Source organism: Caballeronia sp. dw_276, from assembly GCF_018449635.1.
Lineage (GTDB): Bacteria > Pseudomonadota > Gammaproteobacteria > Burkholderiales > Burkholderiaceae > Caballeronia.
Genome location: NZ_JAAVUV010000002.1, coordinates 249,920 through 268,766, shown reverse-complemented (window position 1 = coordinate 268,766; position 18,847 = coordinate 249,920). Strand labels below are relative to the sequence as shown.

Sequence of the window (18,847 nt, the reverse complement as noted above, 5' to 3'; positions counted from 1 at the left end):
GGGAAAATCAATCCCGATCGCCTTCATCCTGCGTCATCACGAGCGCGTGCGCGGAGGCGAGAATCGACTTCGCGAGCGCGCGGTCATCGACGGCTCGAGCCAAGGTGATTGCGCCCACGATCGTTGCCACGACCGCCAAACCGTCAGTTCCCTTTGCCGATGCACGAGCCACACGCTCTGCCAATCGTCGCAAGGAGTCGGTGTAAAGGGCTTTGACGTTGCCATCGGCGTGACCGGTATCGCCGGCAAGCGCGCATAACGCGCAGCCGTTGCCGGGGTTATCGGCATGTTCCTCATTTAAGTACACATCGGCGATTGTATTCAGCGGCGATTCCGGTGGCGTAGCCGGGTCCTCGTCGCGCGCCTGAAATCGCGCTTTCCCCTGCTGCAATGCGTGTTCAACCGCCGCCGCGATCAATGCATCGCGTGAATCGAAATGCCCGTAGAACGCCCCGTGCGTCAGCCCGGCGTTTTTCATGCAATCGGCCACGCCCAGCGCCTCGATCCCGTTCTCCCGAATCTGCCGCGCCGCCGTATCGAGAACGCGTTTGCGGCTTTCGGCCTTGCTCGCCTGTGAGTAACCCATCGCATGCCTCGCTTGACAATCTGAATTACGACGATAATACTGAACGCGTGGATTATGAGCAACATGCAGATTGCGTGTTGCCTGATCTTTCGCCGCATGTGGGCGGCATCGAACAGGAGGAGGACATGCGTTTCACCAGTAAAACCGCGCTGATCACAGGCGGAAACGGCGGTATCGGCTTTGCAGCGGCGAAATTGTTGATTGCCGAAGGCGCACGCGTGGCGATCACGGGCCGCGACCGCGCGAAGCTCAATGAAGCAGTGTCGGAACTGGGCCAGAACGCCTTGGCGATTCAGGCGGATCTCGACGATCCTGCCGCCATCGACGCCGTTTTCCAGCAGATCACCGAGACCTTCGGTTCGCTCGATATCGTGTTCGCCAACGCAGGCATCTCCGGCGCGACGCCGCTTGGCAATACAACCGCCGCCGCGTTCGAGGCCATTCTCCGGACGAATCTCACGGCGGTTTTCCTGACAGTGCAGGGCGCGTTGCCGTTGATGCGTTCGGGCGGCGCGATCGTGCTGAACGGCTCGGTCATGCGCGAACTCGGGTCGCCGGGTTCGGCAGCTTACTCGGCTTCGAAGGCGGGCATCACGGGCATGGCGAAGGTGTTTGCGTCCGAACTGGTGGAACGCGGCATTCGCGTGAACACGGTGATCCCGGGCGCGACGCGCACGTCGATCTGGACGCGTGGATCGCGCGCGGGCGCGACTATCGATGCAACTGAAGCACGGCTTTCGCCGCACATTCCGATGGAGCGTCTCGCGACCGCTGAGGAAGTGGCCGAGGCCGCGGTGTTCCTGGCATCGGACGCGGCGTCGGGGATGACGTCGGCGGAAATCGTCGTCGATGGCGGCACGATCGGTTCGCCCTTCGGCGCGCCTGCTTTCCGCACGAAGTGATAAAAGACGGTCCCTGGCCGATGCCTGGTCGCAACGCATCAGGCCCGGGGCCGCATCAAACTTGCCGATATCGGCACACCTCTTGAAGTAGCGGCTTGCCACGCGGTTCGGGAACGAACCCACGCGTATGATCTATCTCTGAAAGTAAGAAGACAGCTAACAGAGGGAGATATCAGGCGCATGAAGTTCGACACCATTGTGCTGGGCGCGGGCATTGTAGGCGTGTCAATCGCAGTGCATTTGCAAAAGTGCGGCCGGGCGGTCGCGCTCGTGGACCGTAAGCGTCCCGGCCTCGAGACATCGTTTGGAAATGCCGGACTGTTGCAGCGCGAAGGCGTTTATCCGTACGCGCTTCCTCGCGATATCGGCACATTGATGCATTACGCGCGCAATGATTCAATCGACGTCCATTACCATCGCGACGCGCTCCCCGCGCTCGCGCCGTTTCTCTGGGCTTACTGGCGCAACTCCGAGCCCGCAAAACATGCGGCCATTGCGCGTCAATACGCAACGCTCATCGAACATTGCGTGACCGAGCACGAGATCCTCGCGCGCGATGCGGGCGTCGAATCCTTGCTCAAGCCAACCGGCTGGATCAAGGTCTTCCACACAAACGCCGCGCAAGACGACGAAGCCCGCGATGCCGAGCGCTGGCATCGTGAATACGGTGTGCAATACAAGCTGCTCGATCCCGCAACGTTGCAAAAAACCGAGCCGCATCTGGACCGCTCGCTCGTCGGCGGACTGCACTACACGGACGCGGTATCGGTCAATGATCCGGGCGCGTTGGTCGCGGGTTATGCCGCGTATTTCGAGCGGCTCGGCGGCCGCTTTTTCAACGGCGATGCAACCACGCTTGTTGAAGACGGCGACGGCTGGCGCGTGACGACGGAAGAGGGCGTGGTGAGTGCATCGAATGCGGTGATTGCGCTGGGTCCGTGGGCGAAAGACGTGACAACGGCGCTAGGATACAAGCTACCGCTCGCGGTCAAGCGCGGTTATCACATGCACTACATGCCGCAGGCGGGCACCGTCCTGAATCATCCGGTACTCGATGTCGACAACGGTTTCCTGCTCGCGCCGATGGCGCGTGGCATTCGCCTGACAACGGGCGTGGAGCTTGCCGATCGCGATGCGCCCAAGACGCCCGTGCAACTGATGCGCGCCGAGCCCGTGGCGCGGACCCTGTTCCCGCTCGGAGAGCGCGTGGACGATGAACCGTGGATGGGCCGTCGCCCGTGCACGTCGGACATGATGCCGATCATCGGACCGGCGCCGCGCCACAAGAACATGTGGTTCGCGTTTGGCCACGCGCATCACGGGCTCACGCTTGGCGCTGTAACCGGCAGGCTGATTGCTTCGATGATGACGGGCGAAGAACCGTTTATCGATACGACGCCGTTCAGGGCGGACCGGTTCGCGGCATAAAAGCAGTTGCGTGCGTGAGGCCGTAGAATCGTTGTAGCTTGAGCCAAGCGCATCCCTTTCTTTCTAATGGCCGACAATGAACGCAACCGCTACGAACCGACCTGAAATCTGGCTGATCCGTCATGGCGAAACAGAATGGAGCAAGTCGGGCCAGCACACCGGCCGCACCGATATTCCGCTGACCGATCATGGCCGCGAGCAAGCGCGGGCGCTTCGGCCGGTGCTCGCCGCGCAGACCTTCGACCTCGTGCTGCACAGCCCGATGACCCGCGCGCGAGATACGTGTGAAGAAGCCGGTCTGATCGCGCATGCTGAAGAAGAGCCGCGCTTGAGCGAATGGAACTATGGCATTTACGAAGGCCGCAAGACGGTGGATATCCAGGCAGACGAGCCGGGCTGGTCCGTGTGGACATCGCCTATACCGCAGGGCGAAAGTCTCCAGGATATCCAGGCGCGCGCCGAATCGTTGATCGAACGTTTGCTTGGTGCGAGCGGCCGGATTGCGCTCTTCTCCCACGCGCATTTCCTGCGCGTGCTAGGCGCATGCTGGATGGCGGATTCGGCCGCGCTCGGCGCGCATTTGCTACTCGATACCGCGTCCGTCAGCGTGCTCGGTTTCGATCGCGAATCCCGCGCGCTCAGGCAGTGGAACGTGACGCATCGACCGGCCTAGAACAGATCCTCGTGACGGCAATTCACGAGGATTTCCGCAACGCTTGCGGTGTTCGGCATTTCGATCGTGTTGGCAATGAGCACAGCCAGGTCTTCGGGTTGTGTCATTGCGTGCGGTTCGAGATCGGCTATTCCGGCCGCCATGTCCGTATTCACGAAGCCGGGGCAGATTGCGGTTGCACGAATGCCGTCGTCCCAACCGGCGCGGCGCACCGCGTGGTTCAATGCTATTACGGCGTGCTTGGACATCTGGTAACCCGCGTTCAGGTTCTTCACCCGCTTTCCAGACAATGAAGCGATCTGTACCACGCGTGCATCGCCGGGTTTTCGCAAATGCGGCAGGGCGGCCTGGATCAATCGGAACGGCGCCTTGACGTTGATGTCGAGGGTCTCTTCCAGCATTTCGTCGGTGCCGTCTTCCAGCGTGATATGCGTGCAGATTCCGGCGTTGCTGATCAGAACGTCGAGTTGTCCGAAGTGTTTGATGCTGGCGTCTACCCAGCGGCGAGCGCTCAGCGGATCGCGGGCTTCGTAAGGGAACGTGAATGCATCGAATGGAAATTTCGTCGATGAAGGATCACGCATTCCAAGCGACAACCGATACCCGCGCTTATGCAACTCCGTCGCAACAGCCAGTCCAATGCCGCGGTTCGCGCCTGAGATCATCGCTACTTTATTCATTGCCATGGGTCCTTAGAAACCTGCATCGATCACGATCTTCGTGCCGTCGCTGAAGCGGTTCAGCCGGAACATGTGGGGATTGACGAGTGGTTTGTCATTGGTCACCAGGTCCGCCATCAACTTGCCCGCCGCCGGCCCTATGCCGAACCCATGCCCTGAAAACCCCGTGCCTATGAACAGCCCAGGTACGCTCTGCACGCCTGAAATGACCGGAATTGCATCAGGCGTAACGTCCATCAAACCCGCCCAACGCTGGGCAATACGCGCGCCGCTCATATGCGGAAAGACTTTCACGAACTCGCGCAAACCGGCATCGGTGTATTGAGGGATTGGCTCGGGATCGAGCGTGCGGACGTCTTCAAACGCGGTGCGTTTATCCAGCGCCCATTTGCGCGGCCGGCGAAGTTCCTCGAAAAAACGCTCGCCCACGCCAACGCGCAGTGCACCCAGCTGGCTCTTGAGCGCAGGGATGTATTTGGGAAAGAGACGAAAGCTGTCGGGCGTGATATCCGTGTAAGTACGAAAGCCGAATGCGATCGTGTAGCCGCCATCCGCGCGCTTGCGGAACGCGAACTCCTTGTTGCTGCCACTCACGGCGGGCCCGCCTTCGATAGGCGCCGTGCGCAGAACCGAGGCCTTGACCATCAACTGAGGCACATCGATACCCAGATTCCCGCAGAACAGTCGCGACCAAGCGCCGCCCGCGACGACCACGCTCTTGCATCGGATCGTGCCGAGTTCCGTGACGACGGCGCTCACGCGACCCGCGCTGGTTTCAATGCCACGCACCGCGCATGGCGTGAGGATTTTGACGCCCCGCTTGCGCAATGCATTTGCAATTGCAGGCGCGGCTTTTTGCGGCTCGGCGCGACCATCGCCCGCCGTGTATAAACCGCCCTTGAACGAGCGCGATGCACCCGGCAACAAATTCGCCACTGCCTTCGCGTCGATCTCCCGCGTATCGAATGCGTCCTTGCCGGCCAGTGCCTGCGCCTTCTCGAGCCATACGCGATGCGCGTCCATCTTCGCGTCGTCGTTGGCCATGTACAGGATGCCGCATTGCTTGAAACCGGTATCGATGCCAAGCGTTTCATCCATCTTGCGCCACAGCTTCAGGCTCTCGATGCTGAGTTCGAACTCGCGCATGTCGCGATGCGTCACGCGCACCCAGCCCCAGTTGCGGCTCGACTGTTCGCCCGCTATATGCCCCTTCTCGCATACCGCCACGCGCAGGCCTTTTTCGCTGAGGTAAAGCGCCGTGCTCACGCCGATGATCCCGCCGCCGACTACGACGACGTCCACTTCGGCGGGCAGGGTGGTGTCGTCGGCAACGGTCTCGACTTGTGGTCCCATAAGGTGTTCTATCCCCGCGTGGTTTTCGAAATGCGTTAATTATGCTGTCCGGTCATGCTGGTGCGTGCGGCTGCAGCCTGACGCTTGAGTTGCTTGCGCGTGGTCGCGCTCGCACCGCCCGCGCGTGGATTCGAATGCCGGTTGGTCCATCGGTCGATATGATTGATTGCGTGCGTAAGCGGCACGGTGATCAGCAAATAGACGAGGCCTGCGGCGACGAGCGGCGACAGGTTCGCCGTGTTCACAGACGTGTTCTGCCCGATGGTGAAGAGATCACGCTGCGAGGTCAGCAAGCCAAGGAAATAGACGAGGCTCGAGTCCTTTACGATGGAGATGAACTGGTTTGCCAACGCGGGCAAGATGCGCCGGATCCCTTGCGGCACGATCACGTGACGCATGGCCGTCCAGTAGTTCATGCCGAGCGCCTGACATGCGGAGAGCTGACCTTTGCCCACGCTTTGAATGCCCGAACGAAAAATCTCGGCTATATACGCCGATGAAATCAGCCCCAGCGCCACGATTGCAAGCGGATACGGATTTGGCCCGAAGATCGCAAGGCCGACGGGCGCAAGACCTTGCCCGACCAGCAGGATCACGAGCGCCGCCGGCAAGCCGCGGAATACATCCACGAAGATGCGCGCGGGCACTTCGAGCCATCGCATATGCGAGACGGCCATCAGCGCCAGCACCATCCCTGCGAAGATCCCAAGGACGGTTGAAAACAGCGAGAGCACCAGCGTGTTCACGAGCCCGGTTTCAAGCAGCGCAGGCAGCGATCCCGTAAGCAACTGCCAGTCGAGGAAGTTCTGCAGGAATGCATTCATGGCGCTCTCCGGAAAAAGGCGGGCTTGAAGAATCAGCTACCGGTTTTCATCGCGTACGGCGGCAGGCTTTCTGGTTTCGGATAACCCGGATGAAACTGCGTATAAAGCTTCAGCCACGTGCCGTCCGCGACCAGATCGTTGAGGGTCTTGTTGACTGCGGCTTCAAGCTTGGCGTTACCCTTGTGCATCGGAAAACCCGCCGGAAGATTGATCGCCGAGATGTCCAGGCGGTCTTCGATCTTCAAGGCCGGGTACTTTTCCTGCAGGCCGTCCACAAGGGATTTATCGATGAAATAACCGTCGATGTATTTTGAACGCATCGAAAGAAATCCGGCGTTCACGTTCGGAAAACGCACGATCTGCGCGCCCGGCAAGTAACTGTCCGAGTACGTATCCTCTATCGTCCCTTGCACTACGCCAATGCGTTTGCCCTTGACCGATGCCTTGTCGCTCGTGATCGAGCTGCCCGGCAACGCGGCGACGCTGAGCAACCCGGTGAGATAGCCTTCGGAGAAGTCGACCATCTTCAGGCGGTCCGTCGTGATCGATATGGACCCGGCCGCGAGATCGATCTGCTGGTTCGTTACGCTCGGCAACAGGCCGCTGAAATCCTGGGCGCGAAAGTCGACACTCAGGCCCAGCTTCGCGCCGATGGCGCGCAGCAGTTCCACATCGAAGCCCGTCATCTTGCCGTTATCGATGTACGAATATGGCTTGTTGTTCGCATCCACGCCGGCCATCAATTTGCCCGGCGCGAGTGTGCCGAGGTCATCGGCATGAGCGCTTGTTGCGGTCATCAACGAAAGAGGCACGACGATCGAGAGAAGGCTGAGTAAATGTCGAAACCGCATGTTGGTCGCTCCAGAAAGAACAGCAATGAATAAGGATAAAGCCTCAAAAATGCACGTGTCAGGACAATGCGCCGCGCACGCGGCCGTTCCAGCAATCATCGAGTTGATAAAGCGCCGCGCCGACCGGCACGCTCAACGTACTCGCGATGCCGGCGGGACTTAGCGGAAACGGTCCTTCGCCGAACGCGCCGGGCGCGGCTTCAAGGCCGAGCAGGGACTTCGCAATGCGCTGCCCCAGATACGACATGAGCGCGACGCCGTTGCCGTTGCAGCCGAGCGCATAATGCACGCCGTCACGCTCGCCGATGTGCGCAAGCTTGTCGCCTGTCATCGCGACATATCCTTTCCATGCGTGCGTGATGCGCACGTCGCGTAATGCGGGCCACAGTTCGATCATTTTCGCGCGCAAGATCCGGGCGGCTTCGCGTTCGCCGACTTCCCTGAACGATGGCCGCGAGCCGAACAGCATGCGGGTTCCATCGGGCGATGGCCGCGTATAAAACAGGTTGCGCTTCGAGTCGCTGATCATGCGGCGCCCAGGGTTCAATACATCCATGAGCCCTGGCGGCAGCGGCTCTGTTGCGATCTGATAACTTGCGACGGGCAGCACGCGCCGTGCGAAAAACGGCGTCAGGCGGCCCGTGTAGCCGTTGGTTGCAACCAGAACGCGACTCGCGTTTATCTTGCCACGCGCCGTATGCACGATGAACCGCGAACCCGTTCGTTCGATACGCTCAACCGCCGCATGCGAGTGCAAGGTCGCGCCGCGCCGCCGCGCAAGTTCACGCAACGCGCGATGATATTTGGCCGTATGCAGGCCGCCGTATTCATCGACGAGAATGCCGCCGTAGTAATAATCCGATCCCACCACCGCACGCTGTTCCGCGCGTGTCACCACGTGCACGGTCACGCCGGTTTTGTCGCGCAAAAGTTCGCCTTGTTTGCGCAGCCGCTCGAAATGACCGGGTGTGAACGCACCGAAAAACCGGCCGGTGATCTGCAGACCGGCATCGAGCGATTCCGTATTGATAAGCTGTTTCAGATAATCAAAACTCGCGTTGGATTCAGCCATCAGACGGCCAAGCCGTTCCGCCGATACCCCGCGAATCGCATTCGTCAGCGCAAGCTTCTGTCCGCTCGACACCATGCCGCCGCTGCGCGTGCTGCCTCCCGCGCCAAGCTCGGCCGCGTCGAGAACAGCGACCGCCGCGCCGTGTTGCGCCGCTTCCGCCGCCGCCGACAACCCGCAATACCCGCTGCCCACGATCACCACATCCACGTTCGCAGGCAGCGCCACGCGCGACGTCTCGGGCGGCGCCTCGTCCCACCAATAAGGCGCGATGCGAAAATCATCGTGGAACAGCAGTGAGTCGGCTCGCATGGATCTCGCAATGAATGACGGCGGGGTTGGCTTTATCTTGCTTTACGTGGCTTTCAGTCTAGGAGCGTCTCCGCTATCCGGTCAAATACGGCCAAAAACGGCTTCTATTCATTTTTGATATGGCAAGCTTGGGTGTCACTACGAGAATGACTCGGGGGAAATCCATGAACCAACGGCAAATCGAGGCCTTCAGGCTCGTCATGCTGCGTGGATCGATGACAGCCGCCGCCGAGGAACTCGGCACGTCACAGCCCAGCATCAGCCGGTTGATATCGGAACTGGAGGCATCGACAGGACTTGCGCTTTTCACGCGCAACGGCGGCCGCATTCAGGCGACCGATGCAGGCAGCGCGTTTTATCGTGAGGTGGACCGGAGTTTCGTCGGCATTGAAAAGCTTGCGCATTCCGCGCGCGAAATCCGCCAGTTCGGCAGTGGCCGCTTACGGCTGGTCGCGGCGCCGGTGGTTGCGTTATCGTTCGTGCCGCTTGTGATCGAGCGCTTTCTGGCGGCGTATCCGGGCATTGCGATATCGCTGGAAATGCGCAGCGAGGGCACGATCCAGCGGTGGGCGTCATCGGGATATTGCGACGTCGGCTTTGGGACGATCACGCCCGACGCATTCGGCGTCACGAGCGCGGAGTTGTACCGGCTGCCGGGCGTATGCGCGCTGCCCGCAAACCATCCGCTTGCCGCGCGAGAGCGCATCCATGCGCGTGACCTGAAAGACCAGAGTCTGATCCTGCCGTCTTATGCCGATGACACCCGTTCATCGCTCGATCGCGCATTGCGGCAGGCCGGCGTGAACCAGGTGCCGACCATCGAGACGCCCTACGGCGCGACCATTTGCGCGATGGTCGCGCGCGGTCTGGGCGTGGGTGTGGTGAACCCGCTTGCCACGTTCGACGCGAATCCGACGCGCATCGTCTTCCGGCCTTTCTCGCCCGATGTGATGTTTCGCGGCTTCACGGTCTGTCCGCAATTGCAGCATCCGAATCCGCTGGTGAGCACGTTCCTCGAACTCACACGCGAGACGATGGCGATTGAAGCGTCGCGTATGCAGGGTCTCGTGTAGGCGCTTACGTAGGCGCGCCTTCCTGCTTTTTCGGATCCGCCTTCATGAAGGCCGGATGTTGATCGCAGGCACCCATGATCCTGTCGATGGTCGGAATATCCGGCACGGTGATCTTGAACACGCGCGTGATCGCAACGATGCTCGCGAGACAAATGTCGGCCATGGTGGGTTGATCGCCATGACAATAAACGCCCGTCTCCGATGACCCCGCAAGACGCGCTTCGATCGCGGTCAGACCGGTCGTCAGCCACTTGATTTGCCACCCGCGCCACGCAGCATCGTCAAAACCGCCGGTTGTCTGCAGATACTTTTTCACGCGCGGCACGACCATGGGGTGGGTGTCGGCGGCGCACATCGACGCAATGGAACGCACGCGTGCGCGTGCATACAAGTCGCTTGGCAACAAAGGCGGCGAGGGCTGAAGTTCATCGAGGAATTCGAGGATCGCGAGCGACTGCGTGAGTGGATCGTGCCCGTCTTGCACGAGCGCAGGGATCGATCCAAGCGGACTGATCTTCAGAAATTCATCGCTGCGTTGTTCGCCGGCATCGAGATCGATGTTCTGCTCATGCGCGCTCAAGCCTTTCAGATTGAGTGCGACGCGCACGCGAAATGCGGCGGACGAACGCCAGAATGCATAGAGTTCGAATTGCGCTTGCTCGGACATGACGTGCTTCCTTTCGGGTTGGTTGCATAGAAGAAGGTTTGATCCATCGACTTTATACGATGCACGAAAGAGAAACACGAAGCACGAAACACAAATGCCCGGCGAACTTGCATTCACCGGGCATTTGCTTGGGTCAGCCTGAATCAATTGTGCGAATAAATCGAACGTGTCTCGTTGGTTTGAACGCGGCTACCGGATTCGGTATTCGTGTTCTTCACGCCACCATAAGCGCGTGAATCGCCATTTTGCTGCGCGTTTTGTGCAGCGATGGTTTGCGCGCTTTGACCGCGCTGCGATTCCGGTGCGCCGACCAGCGGGTTATACGACGGTGCCGGGCCATAACCGCTGCTTGCGAATGCGGGTGCTGCGACGGCGGCAGAAACGGCAATCAATAACGATGCAATAAGGGTCTTGTTCATGATGTGCTCCGATGTGTATCAGTGATTTCGTTCATGGGCTACGCAGCGGGTTGTTGCTCAGTGCGCTGCGTCGATGGAAATCAGTATATGCGCGCACTATCGAAATATTGTACTGATAGTGGTGACAAGTGAATCCATCGAAAACGAATAATCGGAGCGTGTTTTTGACTTTTAAACGCTAGCGTCTCTGCACGGGAAGCTCCTTCAACTCGACGTCCGGCGCGACCGTATTTCCCACGGCGGCTCCGGGGACATTCACCGATGATTGCTCCAGCCGGTTGCTGTCCTTGCGCGCCATGGCGGCGCAATCACCCATCGGCAGACGTTTGACGACAATAAATGCAACGAGCATGGCCATCGTGCCGAACACTGCATTGCTCGCGGCGATGCCAATCAGCACGCCCACCGGTCCGTACTTGACGCCCACCGCAACAAAGGGCAAGGTGCCGAGCGTCGCGCGTCCCCAGTTGAACAACGTCGACAACAAGGGCCGGTCGAGATTGTTGAACGTCGCGTTCGCAACGAACAGACACCCGACGAACGCATAGCTCGCCACCAGCCATGAACAAAATACGCGGATGATCATGGCGGTGTCGCCGCGTGCGGAAAACGCGCGGACCAGACCGTTCTGAACCAGCGCCAGCACGAGCCACGCCACCGCAACCGTCAGCAACACGAACACGAGGCTGTTGCGGACCGTCTCGCGAATCCGGTCCGCGCGGCCGGCGCCGAGATTCTGCGCGATGATCGGACCCACCGCGCCGGTAAGCGCGAAAATCAGCGCGAAGGCCACGGGCGTGATCCGGTCGACGGTCGCCTGACCGGCCACGGCGGCGGCGCCGAAACGCGCCATCGCGTGCGTGACGTAAGCGCTTGCAACGGGCGTGGCGAGGTTGGTCAGCACGGCGGGCAGCGCGACTTTCATCACCGGCTGACTGTTCGCCCAAAGCCGCGAGAGGCGTATGGGACCGATCAGGTCGTTGACGCGCATTGCGCCATGCAGGCCGACCGCCGCGAGCGCCAGACGCGCAATATCGTTGGATATCGCCGCGCCGGTCAGCCCGAGATGAAAACCAAAGATCAGGATGGGATCGAGCACCGCCGTCACCACTGCGGCCACGAGCGTGACGGCCATTGCGCGCCGTGCATCGCCGACGGAACGCATCAGCGCAGCCGTGCACATGCCAATGGCGAGGAACACATACGTTGGCGCGGTGATCATCAGGAAGCTGTGGGCCAGTGTGCGCGTCTCGCCTGCTGCGCCCAGCGCGCTCAAGATCGGATCGAGGAACAACAGCGTGGCCGCGCTCAATGCGATCGTCACGGCGATCATCAACACAAGGCTGGCAGACGCAACCTGCCGCGCCTTCATCCGCTGCCCCGCGCCGAGCAGGCGCGCGACGGTGGCGCTCACGCCTATGGTCATGCCAATCGAAATGGCGGTGATAAAAAAGTTGATCGTGCCGGCAAAACCGACGGCGGCGGCAATGGACGTATCGCCGAGAAGGGAGACATAAAAGAGATTGGCGAGATCGACGGCGAATACCGCCATTAGTCCGATCGCACCGGTGCCCGCCATTACGACTACGTGCCGCAGGGTGGAACCTGTCACGAAGCGTGCGGATGAGCGTGCGAAGTCAGGCTGTCGTCTTGATGTCATGGCAAAGCGTGGGATTTCAGTGCGCGAATCATCGCACGAATGATGTGCGATTCATGACGGCGGGTCCGTGACGATTTCGTTGCAAGGACCAAAATCAAGGCACACGCCGTTGTAGTAAAGACGTTTTTTCACATGCTGAGGTTGCTTAAACGCATTGATGCTCACCTACAATGTCCGTGCAGCCGCATCTGTTTGCAATCTTCTTTGTCCTGCGAAACGTTTCAGGGAATGGAGCTTGCGGGCAGGCTGCTTGAAGCGGCAATCAAGTTGCTTCCACCATCGAATAAGGGATACCCATCATGAGCATTTTCGGCACGATCCTGAGCAAGATTTTCCCTTCCAGCCATCCGGCCGTTGCAGCGCCCGCACCTGTAGCAGCACCGGGTACGCCGGCAGCGGCCGCGCCTGCACCTTCGCCTGAGGTCGCGGCAGCTCCCCCGGTCGATGTCGAAGCAGTTTTGACCGACCTGCAAACCAAAACGTCGGAACAATTGAATTGGAAGACGTCGATTGTCGATCTGATGAAATTGCTTGGCCTGGACAGCAGTCTTGCTGCGCGCAAGGAACTTGCCGGCGAACTGCATTTCCCTGGCGATACGAACGATTCGGCATCCATGAATATCTGGCTGCACAAAGCCGTCATGGCGCAACTTGCGGCCAACGGCGGGAAAGTGCCGGATAGTTTGAAGAACTGAGCATTGTTTTTATAGCGCGTGACTGAGTAGCCGCACGGAGTAGTCGCACGGAGTAGTCGCCCGAAAGTCCGTGCGGCTACTTTTCCATTTTCAGCGCTTTGTTATAGCCGGTAAGCTCAAGATAGCCGTGTCCAACGCTCTTGTTGTCACGGCTCACTGTTACTGCGCCTTCCCAGTACACCGCGCCTGTCGACTGACTCGAGTCCAGTTCCTGATCGTCCATTAGTGGATCGAGCGACCAGGTTACATCGCCTGTTTTTACCGTCTCCGATACCGGATAGGACGTCCCCGTACGCGGCGAGCGCCATGTGCGGCGCGGCGTGAAGTCCACCTGTTTTCCATCGAACGATGTCGTGTGACCTTGCGGGTCGCGCAGCGTTGCGTGCGTCCAGACCGCGCTGCCGTCGTGGCTACGAACCTTGAACGCCATCAACGCCGAACCATCGGTCAGGTTCGCGCCGAGCCAGTCCCAGCCGACCGCGTCGGCGCTGAGCACCGTACTGGACCATTCGTGATCGAGCCACGCCGAACCGGTGACGGTAGTGTCGAGCGCCGGTTTGCCGTTTTGTGCCGAAGCCCGAGTCACCTTGCCGGTGACGCGCAGTTGCGGTTCGCTGTAGTAATAGCTTGCTTGAGCGGGTAACGGACCTTTGCGCGAATAGCCGTTATCGCCTTGCAATAATGGTCCGGCTGTTGGCGTCAACGTCAGGTTCAGCGTGAAATCGGTGGCGTTGACCGTCACTGCGTATTGGCCATCGGCGGCTCGATGAAGTTGCCACGCATCCAGCTTGACCTCGGTGTTGCCGGTTTTTGCGTAGGCCAGATCGAAACCTTGTCGCGAGATCTTTTGATCATGCACGAGCCGTCCAAAGGAAGGGTCGCTGAGCGCCGCGTGCGCGATGATCAATTGCGCTGGCGCGAACGCACCGGGATCGGCGGGATCATGGCCGGTCGCCGAACGAAAGAACGTGATCTGGAAACCGAGCGGCTTGCCATCGGGCTGATTCAACCAGCCTGTGGCGTACCACCATTCGGTGCGAAAGGCCGGATGCGCGCCAGTGTCCTGCGGGAACGTGAGTCGATGGCCGGGCTCGACGGCTGCGAAGTCGGCAGCAATCGACGGCGTGATCGTGCAAACACATATGGCGATGGCCGCAAGCTGCTTGAACAGGCGCATCACCAGTCCTCCTTGACGGCGCGCACAGCATCGAGCGATATCGCCTTGCGGCCCGCGACCACGGCCGTCGCGCACGATGCAACCAGCATCACCGCCGCGACCGTGCCGAGCACGGACCATGGAATGTGCATCGACATGCTCCAGTGGAATGACTGCGGATTGACGACGAACACAAGGATCAGGCTGATCGCCCAACCGAGAATAAAGCCCACGGTAATGCCGAGCCCGGTCAGCATCCCGCCTTCGGCGGCGAGTATTGCGAGGACTTGGCGGCGCGTCACGCCAACGTGTCTCAACATGCCGAATTCGCGGGCGCGCGCGAGCGTCTGCGCTGAAAACGTCGCGGCGACGCCAAACAATCCAATCACAATCGCCACCGCCTCGAGCAGATAGGTGACCGCGAAGCTGCGGTCGAAAATCGTCAGCGTTTTAGCGCGGATGTCGCCGGGCTGCGCGAACTCCATCGCGGGCCCGAAGGGGAGCGTGCGTAGTCTTGCGATCACGTCGTCGACGCTGGTTCCGCGTGCCACGCTGACCGCGACGTCAGTTGCGCCCATGTCGCCGGTAAGCTTGCGGTAGTCCGCGAGCCGTATCTGGATCGCGCCGGTTTGCCTGACATAGTCGCGCCATACGCCTGCGACGACGAAGCCCGATTCATGCGCGCCGACCGACAGCCGCACGCGCTGGCCCAGTCGATATCCGTACAAATCGACCATCGCCTCCGATACCCATATGGGCGTCTCGCCTTGATGCACGGATGACATCGGCAGGATGGGACCGGTCATTTGCAGCGTGGCGCCGGGATCGTTGGCATCGATTTCTCGTGCGAGCAGCGCGATGGCCGGACGGGCGGGATCGAGCGTGAGATGCGACGTGCGCGTGAATGCAGCGGTCTTGATGCCCGGCACGGCGGCGAGCGTCGCCTGTTCGGCGGGCGCGAGGCTTCCGGTGTCGCCGTTCGGCGTGACGCGCACGTACAGGTCGGCCGATAAAAGATGCATGAGCCATTCATCCACGGACACGCGGAAACTCGCGACCATGATCGCCATCGCAACGATCAGCGCGAAGCTCGACAGCACGCCGCCCATCGCGATGGATGCCTGTCCCGGTGCATTGGCGAGACGGGCGAGCGCGAGCGTCGCGGGGGCGTGGGTTCGACGTTTTGCGCGCCATCGGCTGAGTGCTGTGAAGACGATTGCCGTGCATCGCGGCATCAGCGCAATGCCGCCGATCAGCAACAGCGCGACGGCGAGATACCCGAGGACGGGGACATCGAATATGGGCGGCAGCAGCGTCAGGATCAGCGCGACGACCAGACATCCAATGGCCGGCCACGGCGTCGCAAGTCTTGCAAGCGCGCCTTCCTCGCTGCCGGCTTTCAATGCAGCGGCGGGCCGTGCGCGCGCGGCTTCGAGCGCGGGAACAAGGCTGCCCAGCACCGATACACCAATTCCCAAAATCAGGAATACCGTCGTCGCGATGGGTTCGAAACTGACATGCGGCTGGACGCCCGGGAAATAACCGCCGCCCAGATCGCTGCCAAAAAACCGCAATGCAATGCTTGATAACGCATATCCCAACGCAAGCCCCAGCAACGAGCCGATAACCCCGAGCAACGCGCCTTCCATCAATACCTGCCGCAGCAACTGCGTACGCGTCACGCCCAAAACCCGCAACATCGCGAATTGCGAGCGCCGGCGCACGACGGCCAACGCCTGCGTTGAAAACACGAGGAACGCACCTGTGAAAAGTGCGACGAGCGCAAGCACGTTCATGTTGATCCGATACGCGCGCGAAAGCCGGTCGGTACGGTTTTCATCGTCGCGGGTTTCGGCCACGACGAGCTGGTTGCCAAGCCGTGCCTGAAGTTGCCGCTTGAAGCTTTCCCGGTCCACGCCGCGTTCGAGCTGGAGGTCGACGCGCGAGAGTTTTCCTTGCAGATCAAAGCGCCACTGCGCGGCGGCGATATCCATGACCGCAATGCGCTGCCCGGGCCGCGTCCTCACAATCCCACCCGCCACGCGAAACTTCACTGTCGATGTGCCGCTGCGCAGCGCGACGTTGGCCCCCGGCGGCGCTTTCAGCCACGTCTGCGCTGAGGGCGAGAGGAAGATGGCATCGGTGGAAAGGGAATCGAGCGGGTTCTGCGCCGAGGGCACGCCGATCAGCTCGGGCGTGATCCGGCTTGCCCGGAACACGTCGATGCCCAGCACTTTCAGCGCGGCCGTTTCGCCGGGTACGGTGACATCGAGGTCGAGCACAGGACTCGCCAGCGCCACGCCGGATTCGCGTGCGAGACGCGGGTACCAGGTTTCCTCGAAGGTGGGCTGGGCGCCGCGTACTTGCAGATCCGCTTCGCCCGAGAGGCTTTTGGCGGCGGCCGAGAACTCGTTGAACGCCGCGCTGTTGATCAACTGGACTGCGTAACCGAGCGCGACGCCAAGCGCGATCGTCGCGATGGCCACGATTGCGCGCGCCGGGTGGCTGCGCCATTCCGCGCCCAACAGCCAGCGCGCCAGCAGCCGGCTTCCCGCGATGCGCTCGACGGGTGGCGCTGCGCGATCATTCATTGGCCGTGCGCGCGAAGCGTTCTGCTTGTTTCGCGCCATGCAGGCCGCCGTCGCTCAGGATCAGGATGCGGTCGGCGCTGGCCGCGGCCGCCGTTGAATGCGTGACCATGATCGCGGCCGCGCCCGTCGCCTTGATTTCGGCGCGGAACAAGGCGAGGACTTCGTGCGCGGTATCGGGATCGAGGTTGCCTGTGGGCTCGTCGGCGAGAATCAGGCTTGGACGATGCACGAGCGCCCGCGCAATCGCGACGCGCTGCAATTCGCCGCCCGACAGTTGCCGCGGGAAGTCGTTGCCGCGTCCGCCGAGTCCGACCGCCGCCAGCATCTCCAGAGCGCGCGCCGGCGGCGTGTTGTTGAGCAAGAGCGGCAGCGCGGCGTTTTGCGCCAGCGTGAGGTGCGGCAGCACGTGGAAAGCCTGGAAGACGAAGCCGAGCTTTTGTCGACGCAGGCGGGTGGCTGCGTCGTCGTCGAGTTGGGAGATCGGCGTGCCGTCGATCAGCACTTCGCCGCTATCGGCGGAATCGAGACCGGCGATGAGGTTCAGCAATGTCGATTTGCCGACGCCCGAGTCACCCATGACCGCGACGAACTCGCCCGGGTCGAGCGAAAAATCCAGATTTGCCAGCACGATCCGGCCCGTGCCGTAAGCCTTGCTCAAGCCGCGGCATTCGAGTGCGGCCGGAGCGTCATTATTGCTGATGGTCATATAGAACAGAGGGTCGCCGGTATGAACTGTGCTGCGGTCCATTACTGTGACAGAGAACGGCGCTGCGCGTATGGCCGTTATTTTCCCGGATGACCATGAACATCGACGATACGACTATCGAGCGCTGCATGATGAAGCTGCTCGCCGAGCGCAGTGCGGAGTCGTCCATCTGCCCGTCGGACGTTGCGCGCACGCTCGTATCCGATGAAACCGCGTGGCGCGCCCTCATGCCTGTGGTACGCCAGGTCGCCGCGCGGCTAGCCGAAGCCGGCATCGTGCGCATCACGCGCGGCGAGCTCACGCTTTTACCCAGTGAGATCGATCACGGACCGATCAGGTTGCGTCGAGGGCGCGGTTTCGTGGCGGATTGAGCGGTCCCCGTCAGCCGATCTTCTGCACAGAGAACGCAGCGGTTTCATAAGGAACCGTCACGACGTCCTTGCCCGCCAGCTCCGGCTCCGATGCAATCAACGCATTCACCTCCCGATCGATCGCCGCGCGTTCATCTGCGCCGAGCGCAGCGATAAAACTCGTGGAGCGCACGCGGTTGAGAATCACATCGTCGGGTGAACCGGTATGGCCTTGCTTGAAATGATGTTCATCGAGGGGACCCAGCCCGTTGAACGGAAATGCCGATCGCCACGCGCCGGTGTAATAGCGCGGCGTGTCACCTTCCACGCGATTCACGATGGCGTCGAGCTTCGCGACCCAGGGAACGCGTGCATCGCGCAGATTCCAGATCAAGCCGAGTTTGCCGCCCGGTTTCAGCACGCGATGAATCTCCGCCAGCGCCGCGTGCGTTGCGAACCAGTGAAACGATTGCGCGCACACGACGGCGTCGACCGATGCATCGGGTAACGGAATGGCATCGGCGGTGCCGGAGCGGGCATCGACATGGGGGAAGCTCGTAGCCAGCTTTTCGAGCATCCCTGACACTGGTTCAACGGCGATCACCTGCGCACCGGTATCGATCAGACGCGGGGTAAATTTGCCCGTTCCCGCGCCGAGATCAAGCACCGTCTTGCCGGCTTCGAGGCCGAGGTGGTCACGCAACCATCCGGCGACTTCCGGCGGATAGTCCGGCCGTCCGCGCGTGTAGGTGCTCGCCAGGCTTGCATAACCGTCGGCAGCCGCGTGATGTACGCCGTGAATTCCTGTGCTCATGTTTTCTCTCTGCTTTAGTGATTCAGTCGTTCGATTGC

The 18,847-nt window shown here is 61.1% G+C and carries 19 protein-coding genes; 6 read left to right on the top strand and 13 right to left on the bottom strand.

Annotated features, from left to right (window positions below; all coding sequences use genetic code 11):
* Nucleotides 1-7: 7 nt before the first annotated feature.
* Nucleotides 8-586, bottom strand: coding sequence for a TetR/AcrR family transcriptional regulator (locus HB633_RS04175; protein ID WP_213776804.1), 579 nt, complete (start codon nucleotides 584-586; stop codon nucleotides 8-10).
* Nucleotides 587-711: 125 nt separating this feature from the next.
* On the opposite strand from HB633_RS04175, the gene HB633_RS04170 reads away from it, so the two are divergent.
* The 3 genes from HB633_RS04170 to HB633_RS04160 all read left to right on the top strand — a co-directional run bounded on the left by HB633_RS04170 (nucleotide 712) and on the right by HB633_RS04160 (nucleotide 3,589).
* The gene (locus HB633_RS04170) at nucleotides 712-1,488 is read left to right on the top strand and encodes an SDR family oxidoreductase (RefSeq protein WP_213777186.1); all 777 of its coding nucleotides are present in this window, start codon (nucleotides 712-714) and stop codon (nucleotides 1,486-1,488) included.
* A 180-nt stretch (nucleotides 1,489-1,668) separates the two neighbouring features.
* Nucleotides 1,669-2,916: an FAD-binding oxidoreductase gene (locus HB633_RS04165; protein ID WP_213776803.1), complete on the top strand. Its 1,248-nt coding sequence runs from the start codon at nucleotides 1,669-1,671 to the stop codon at nucleotides 2,914-2,916.
* A 76-nt stretch (nucleotides 2,917-2,992) separates the two neighbouring features.
* The gene (locus HB633_RS04160; RefSeq protein ID WP_213776802.1) at nucleotides 2,993-3,589 is read left to right on the top strand and encodes a histidine phosphatase family protein; all 597 of its coding nucleotides are present in this window, start codon (nucleotides 2,993-2,995) and stop codon (nucleotides 3,587-3,589) included.
* On the opposite strand, the gene HB633_RS04155 is transcribed toward HB633_RS04160, so the two are convergent.
* The 5 genes from HB633_RS04155 to HB633_RS04135 form a co-directional block, all read right to left on the bottom strand.
* Nucleotides 3,586-4,269: an SDR family NAD(P)-dependent oxidoreductase gene (locus tag HB633_RS04155; RefSeq protein ID WP_213776801.1), complete on the bottom strand. Its 684-nt coding sequence runs from the start codon at nucleotides 4,267-4,269 to the stop codon at nucleotides 3,586-3,588. The two genes, HB633_RS04160 and HB633_RS04155, sit on opposite strands and share 4 nt — an antisense overlap.
* Before the next feature lie 12 nt (nucleotides 4,270-4,281).
* A complete protein-coding gene (locus HB633_RS04150; RefSeq protein ID WP_213776800.1) occupies nucleotides 4,282-5,622 on the bottom strand; it encodes an FAD-binding oxidoreductase in 1,341 nt (446 codons plus the stop codon).
* 35 nt (nucleotides 5,623-5,657) lie between these two features.
* Nucleotides 5,658-6,446, bottom strand: coding sequence for an amino acid ABC transporter permease (locus tag HB633_RS04145; RefSeq protein ID WP_213776799.1), 789 nt, complete (start codon nucleotides 6,444-6,446; stop codon nucleotides 5,658-5,660).
* 32 nt (nucleotides 6,447-6,478) lie between these two features.
* Nucleotides 6,479-7,243 carry a transporter substrate-binding domain-containing protein gene (locus HB633_RS04140; RefSeq protein WP_346730273.1) on the bottom strand — a complete coding sequence of 255 codons (765 nt, stop codon included), beginning with the start codon at nucleotides 7,241-7,243 and terminating at the stop codon, nucleotides 6,479-6,481.
* 112 nt (nucleotides 7,244-7,355) lie between these two features.
* Complete coding sequence (locus HB633_RS04135; protein WP_213776797.1) at nucleotides 7,356-8,678, bottom strand: FAD-binding oxidoreductase; 1,323 nt, start codon at nucleotides 8,676-8,678, stop codon at nucleotides 7,356-7,358.
* A gap of 164 nt (nucleotides 8,679-8,842) precedes the next feature.
* Here HB633_RS04135 and HB633_RS04130 point away from each other — a divergent pair, with 164 nt between their 5' ends.
* Nucleotides 8,843-9,751, top strand: a complete 909-nt coding sequence (locus tag HB633_RS04130) for a LysR substrate-binding domain-containing protein (protein WP_213776796.1) — start codon at nucleotides 8,843-8,845, stop codon at nucleotides 9,749-9,751.
* 4 nt (nucleotides 9,752-9,755) lie between these two features.
* Here HB633_RS04130 and maiA read toward each other — a convergent pair whose 3' ends face one another.
* The 3 genes from maiA to HB633_RS04115 form a co-directional block, all read right to left on the bottom strand.
* Nucleotides 9,756-10,418 (bottom strand): maleylacetoacetate isomerase, encoded by a 663-nt coding sequence (gene maiA / locus HB633_RS04125; RefSeq protein WP_213776795.1) that lies wholly within the window; start codon nucleotides 10,416-10,418, stop codon nucleotides 9,756-9,758.
* A 143-nt stretch (nucleotides 10,419-10,561) separates the two neighbouring features.
* Nucleotides 10,562-10,837, bottom strand: a complete 276-nt coding sequence (locus tag HB633_RS04120) for a hypothetical protein (RefSeq protein WP_213776794.1) — start codon at nucleotides 10,835-10,837, stop codon at nucleotides 10,562-10,564.
* Between the two features lie 178 nt (nucleotides 10,838-11,015).
* Complete coding sequence (locus HB633_RS04115) at nucleotides 11,016-12,449, bottom strand: MATE family efflux transporter (protein ID WP_346730260.1); 1,434 nt, start codon at nucleotides 12,447-12,449, stop codon at nucleotides 11,016-11,018.
* A 347-nt stretch (nucleotides 12,450-12,796) separates the two neighbouring features.
* Here HB633_RS04115 and HB633_RS04110 point away from each other — a divergent pair, with 347 nt between their 5' ends.
* Nucleotides 12,797-13,192, top strand: coding sequence for a DUF3597 domain-containing protein (locus HB633_RS04110; protein WP_213776792.1), 396 nt, complete (start codon nucleotides 12,797-12,799; stop codon nucleotides 13,190-13,192).
* Nucleotides 13,193-13,268: 76 nt separating this feature from the next.
* On the opposite strand, the gene HB633_RS04105 is transcribed toward HB633_RS04110, so the two are convergent.
* Genes HB633_RS04105 through HB633_RS04095 form a run of 3 tightly spaced genes read right to left on the bottom strand, consistent with a single transcriptional unit; the run spans nucleotide 13,269 to nucleotide 17,645 of the window.
* On the bottom strand, nucleotides 13,269-14,369 hold the full coding sequence (locus tag HB633_RS04105; RefSeq protein WP_213776791.1) for a carotenoid 1,2-hydratase: 1,101 nt from the start codon (nucleotides 14,367-14,369) through the stop codon (nucleotides 13,269-13,271).
* Nucleotides 14,369-16,939, bottom strand: coding sequence for an ABC transporter permease (locus HB633_RS04100; protein WP_213776790.1), 2,571 nt, complete (start codon nucleotides 16,937-16,939; stop codon nucleotides 14,369-14,371). Before HB633_RS04100 ends, HB633_RS04105 begins: the two co-directional genes overlap by 1 nt.
* Nucleotides 16,932-17,645: an ABC transporter ATP-binding protein gene (locus HB633_RS04095; RefSeq protein WP_213777185.1), complete on the bottom strand. Its 714-nt coding sequence runs from the start codon at nucleotides 17,643-17,645 to the stop codon at nucleotides 16,932-16,934. The genes HB633_RS04100 and HB633_RS04095 overlap by 8 nt, the downstream gene beginning before the upstream one ends.
* Nucleotides 17,646-17,740: 95 nt before the next feature.
* Here HB633_RS04095 and HB633_RS04090 point away from each other — a divergent pair, with 95 nt between their 5' ends.
* Nucleotides 17,741-18,016: a DUF3253 domain-containing protein gene (locus HB633_RS04090; RefSeq protein ID WP_213776789.1), complete on the top strand. Its 276-nt coding sequence runs from the start codon at nucleotides 17,741-17,743 to the stop codon at nucleotides 18,014-18,016.
* A gap of 10 nt (nucleotides 18,017-18,026) precedes the next feature.
* On the opposite strand, the gene HB633_RS04085 is transcribed toward HB633_RS04090, so the two are convergent.
* A complete protein-coding gene (locus tag HB633_RS04085) occupies nucleotides 18,027-18,809 on the bottom strand; it encodes a class I SAM-dependent methyltransferase (RefSeq protein WP_218626663.1) in 783 nt (260 codons plus the stop codon).
* Nucleotides 18,810-18,847: the final 38 nt, after the last annotated feature.

Excerpts from the sequence above, each read along its gene's own strand:
- HB633_RS04175 (WP_213776804.1), bottom strand. The coding sequence starts at position 586 with ATGGGTTACTCACAGGCGAGCAAGGCCGAAAGCCGCAAACGCGTTCTC.
- HB633_RS04170 (WP_213777186.1), top strand. The coding sequence starts at position 712 with ATGCGTTTCACCAGTAAAACCGCGCTGATCACAGGCGGAAACGGCGGT.
- HB633_RS04165 (WP_213776803.1), top strand. The coding sequence starts at position 1,669 with ATGAAGTTCGACACCATTGTGCTGGGCGCGGGCATTGTAGGCGTGTCA.
- HB633_RS04160 (WP_213776802.1), top strand. The coding sequence starts at position 2,993 with ATGAACGCAACCGCTACGAACCGACCTGAAATCTGGCTGATCCGTCAT.
- HB633_RS04155 (WP_213776801.1), bottom strand. The coding sequence starts at position 4,269 with ATGAATAAAGTAGCGATGATCTCAGGCGCGAACCGCGGCATTGGACTG.
- HB633_RS04150 (WP_213776800.1), bottom strand. The coding sequence starts at position 5,622 with ATGGGACCACAAGTCGAGACCGTTGCCGACGACACCACCCTGCCCGCC.
- HB633_RS04145 (WP_213776799.1), bottom strand. The coding sequence starts at position 6,446 with ATGAATGCATTCCTGCAGAACTTCCTCGACTGGCAGTTGCTTACGGGA.
- HB633_RS04140 (WP_346730273.1), bottom strand. The coding sequence starts at position 7,243 with ATGACCGCAACAAGCGCTCATGCCGATGACCTCGGCACACTCGCGCCG.
- HB633_RS04135 (WP_213776797.1), bottom strand. The coding sequence starts at position 8,678 with ATGCGAGCCGACTCACTGCTGTTCCACGATGATTTTCGCATCGCGCCT.
- HB633_RS04130 (WP_213776796.1), top strand. The coding sequence starts at position 8,843 with ATGAACCAACGGCAAATCGAGGCCTTCAGGCTCGTCATGCTGCGTGGA.
- maiA (WP_213776795.1), bottom strand. The coding sequence starts at position 10,418 with ATGTCCGAGCAAGCGCAATTCGAACTCTATGCATTCTGGCGTTCGTCC.
- HB633_RS04120 (WP_213776794.1), bottom strand. The coding sequence starts at position 10,837 with ATGAACAAGACCCTTATTGCATCGTTATTGATTGCCGTTTCTGCCGCC.
- HB633_RS04110 (WP_213776792.1), top strand. The coding sequence starts at position 12,797 with ATGAGCATTTTCGGCACGATCCTGAGCAAGATTTTCCCTTCCAGCCAT.
- HB633_RS04105 (WP_213776791.1), bottom strand. The coding sequence starts at position 14,369 with ATGCGCCTGTTCAAGCAGCTTGCGGCCATCGCCATATGTGTTTGCACG.
- HB633_RS04100 (WP_213776790.1), bottom strand. The coding sequence starts at position 16,939 with ATGAATGATCGCGCAGCGCCACCCGTCGAGCGCATCGCGGGAAGCCGG.
- HB633_RS04095 (WP_213777185.1), bottom strand. The coding sequence starts at position 17,645 with ATGACCATCAGCAATAATGACGCTCCGGCCGCACTCGAATGCCGCGGC.
- HB633_RS04090 (WP_213776789.1), top strand. The coding sequence starts at position 17,741 with ATGAACATCGACGATACGACTATCGAGCGCTGCATGATGAAGCTGCTC.
- HB633_RS04085 (WP_218626663.1), bottom strand. The coding sequence starts at position 18,809 with ATGAGCACAGGAATTCACGGCGTACATCACGCGGCTGCCGACGGTTAT.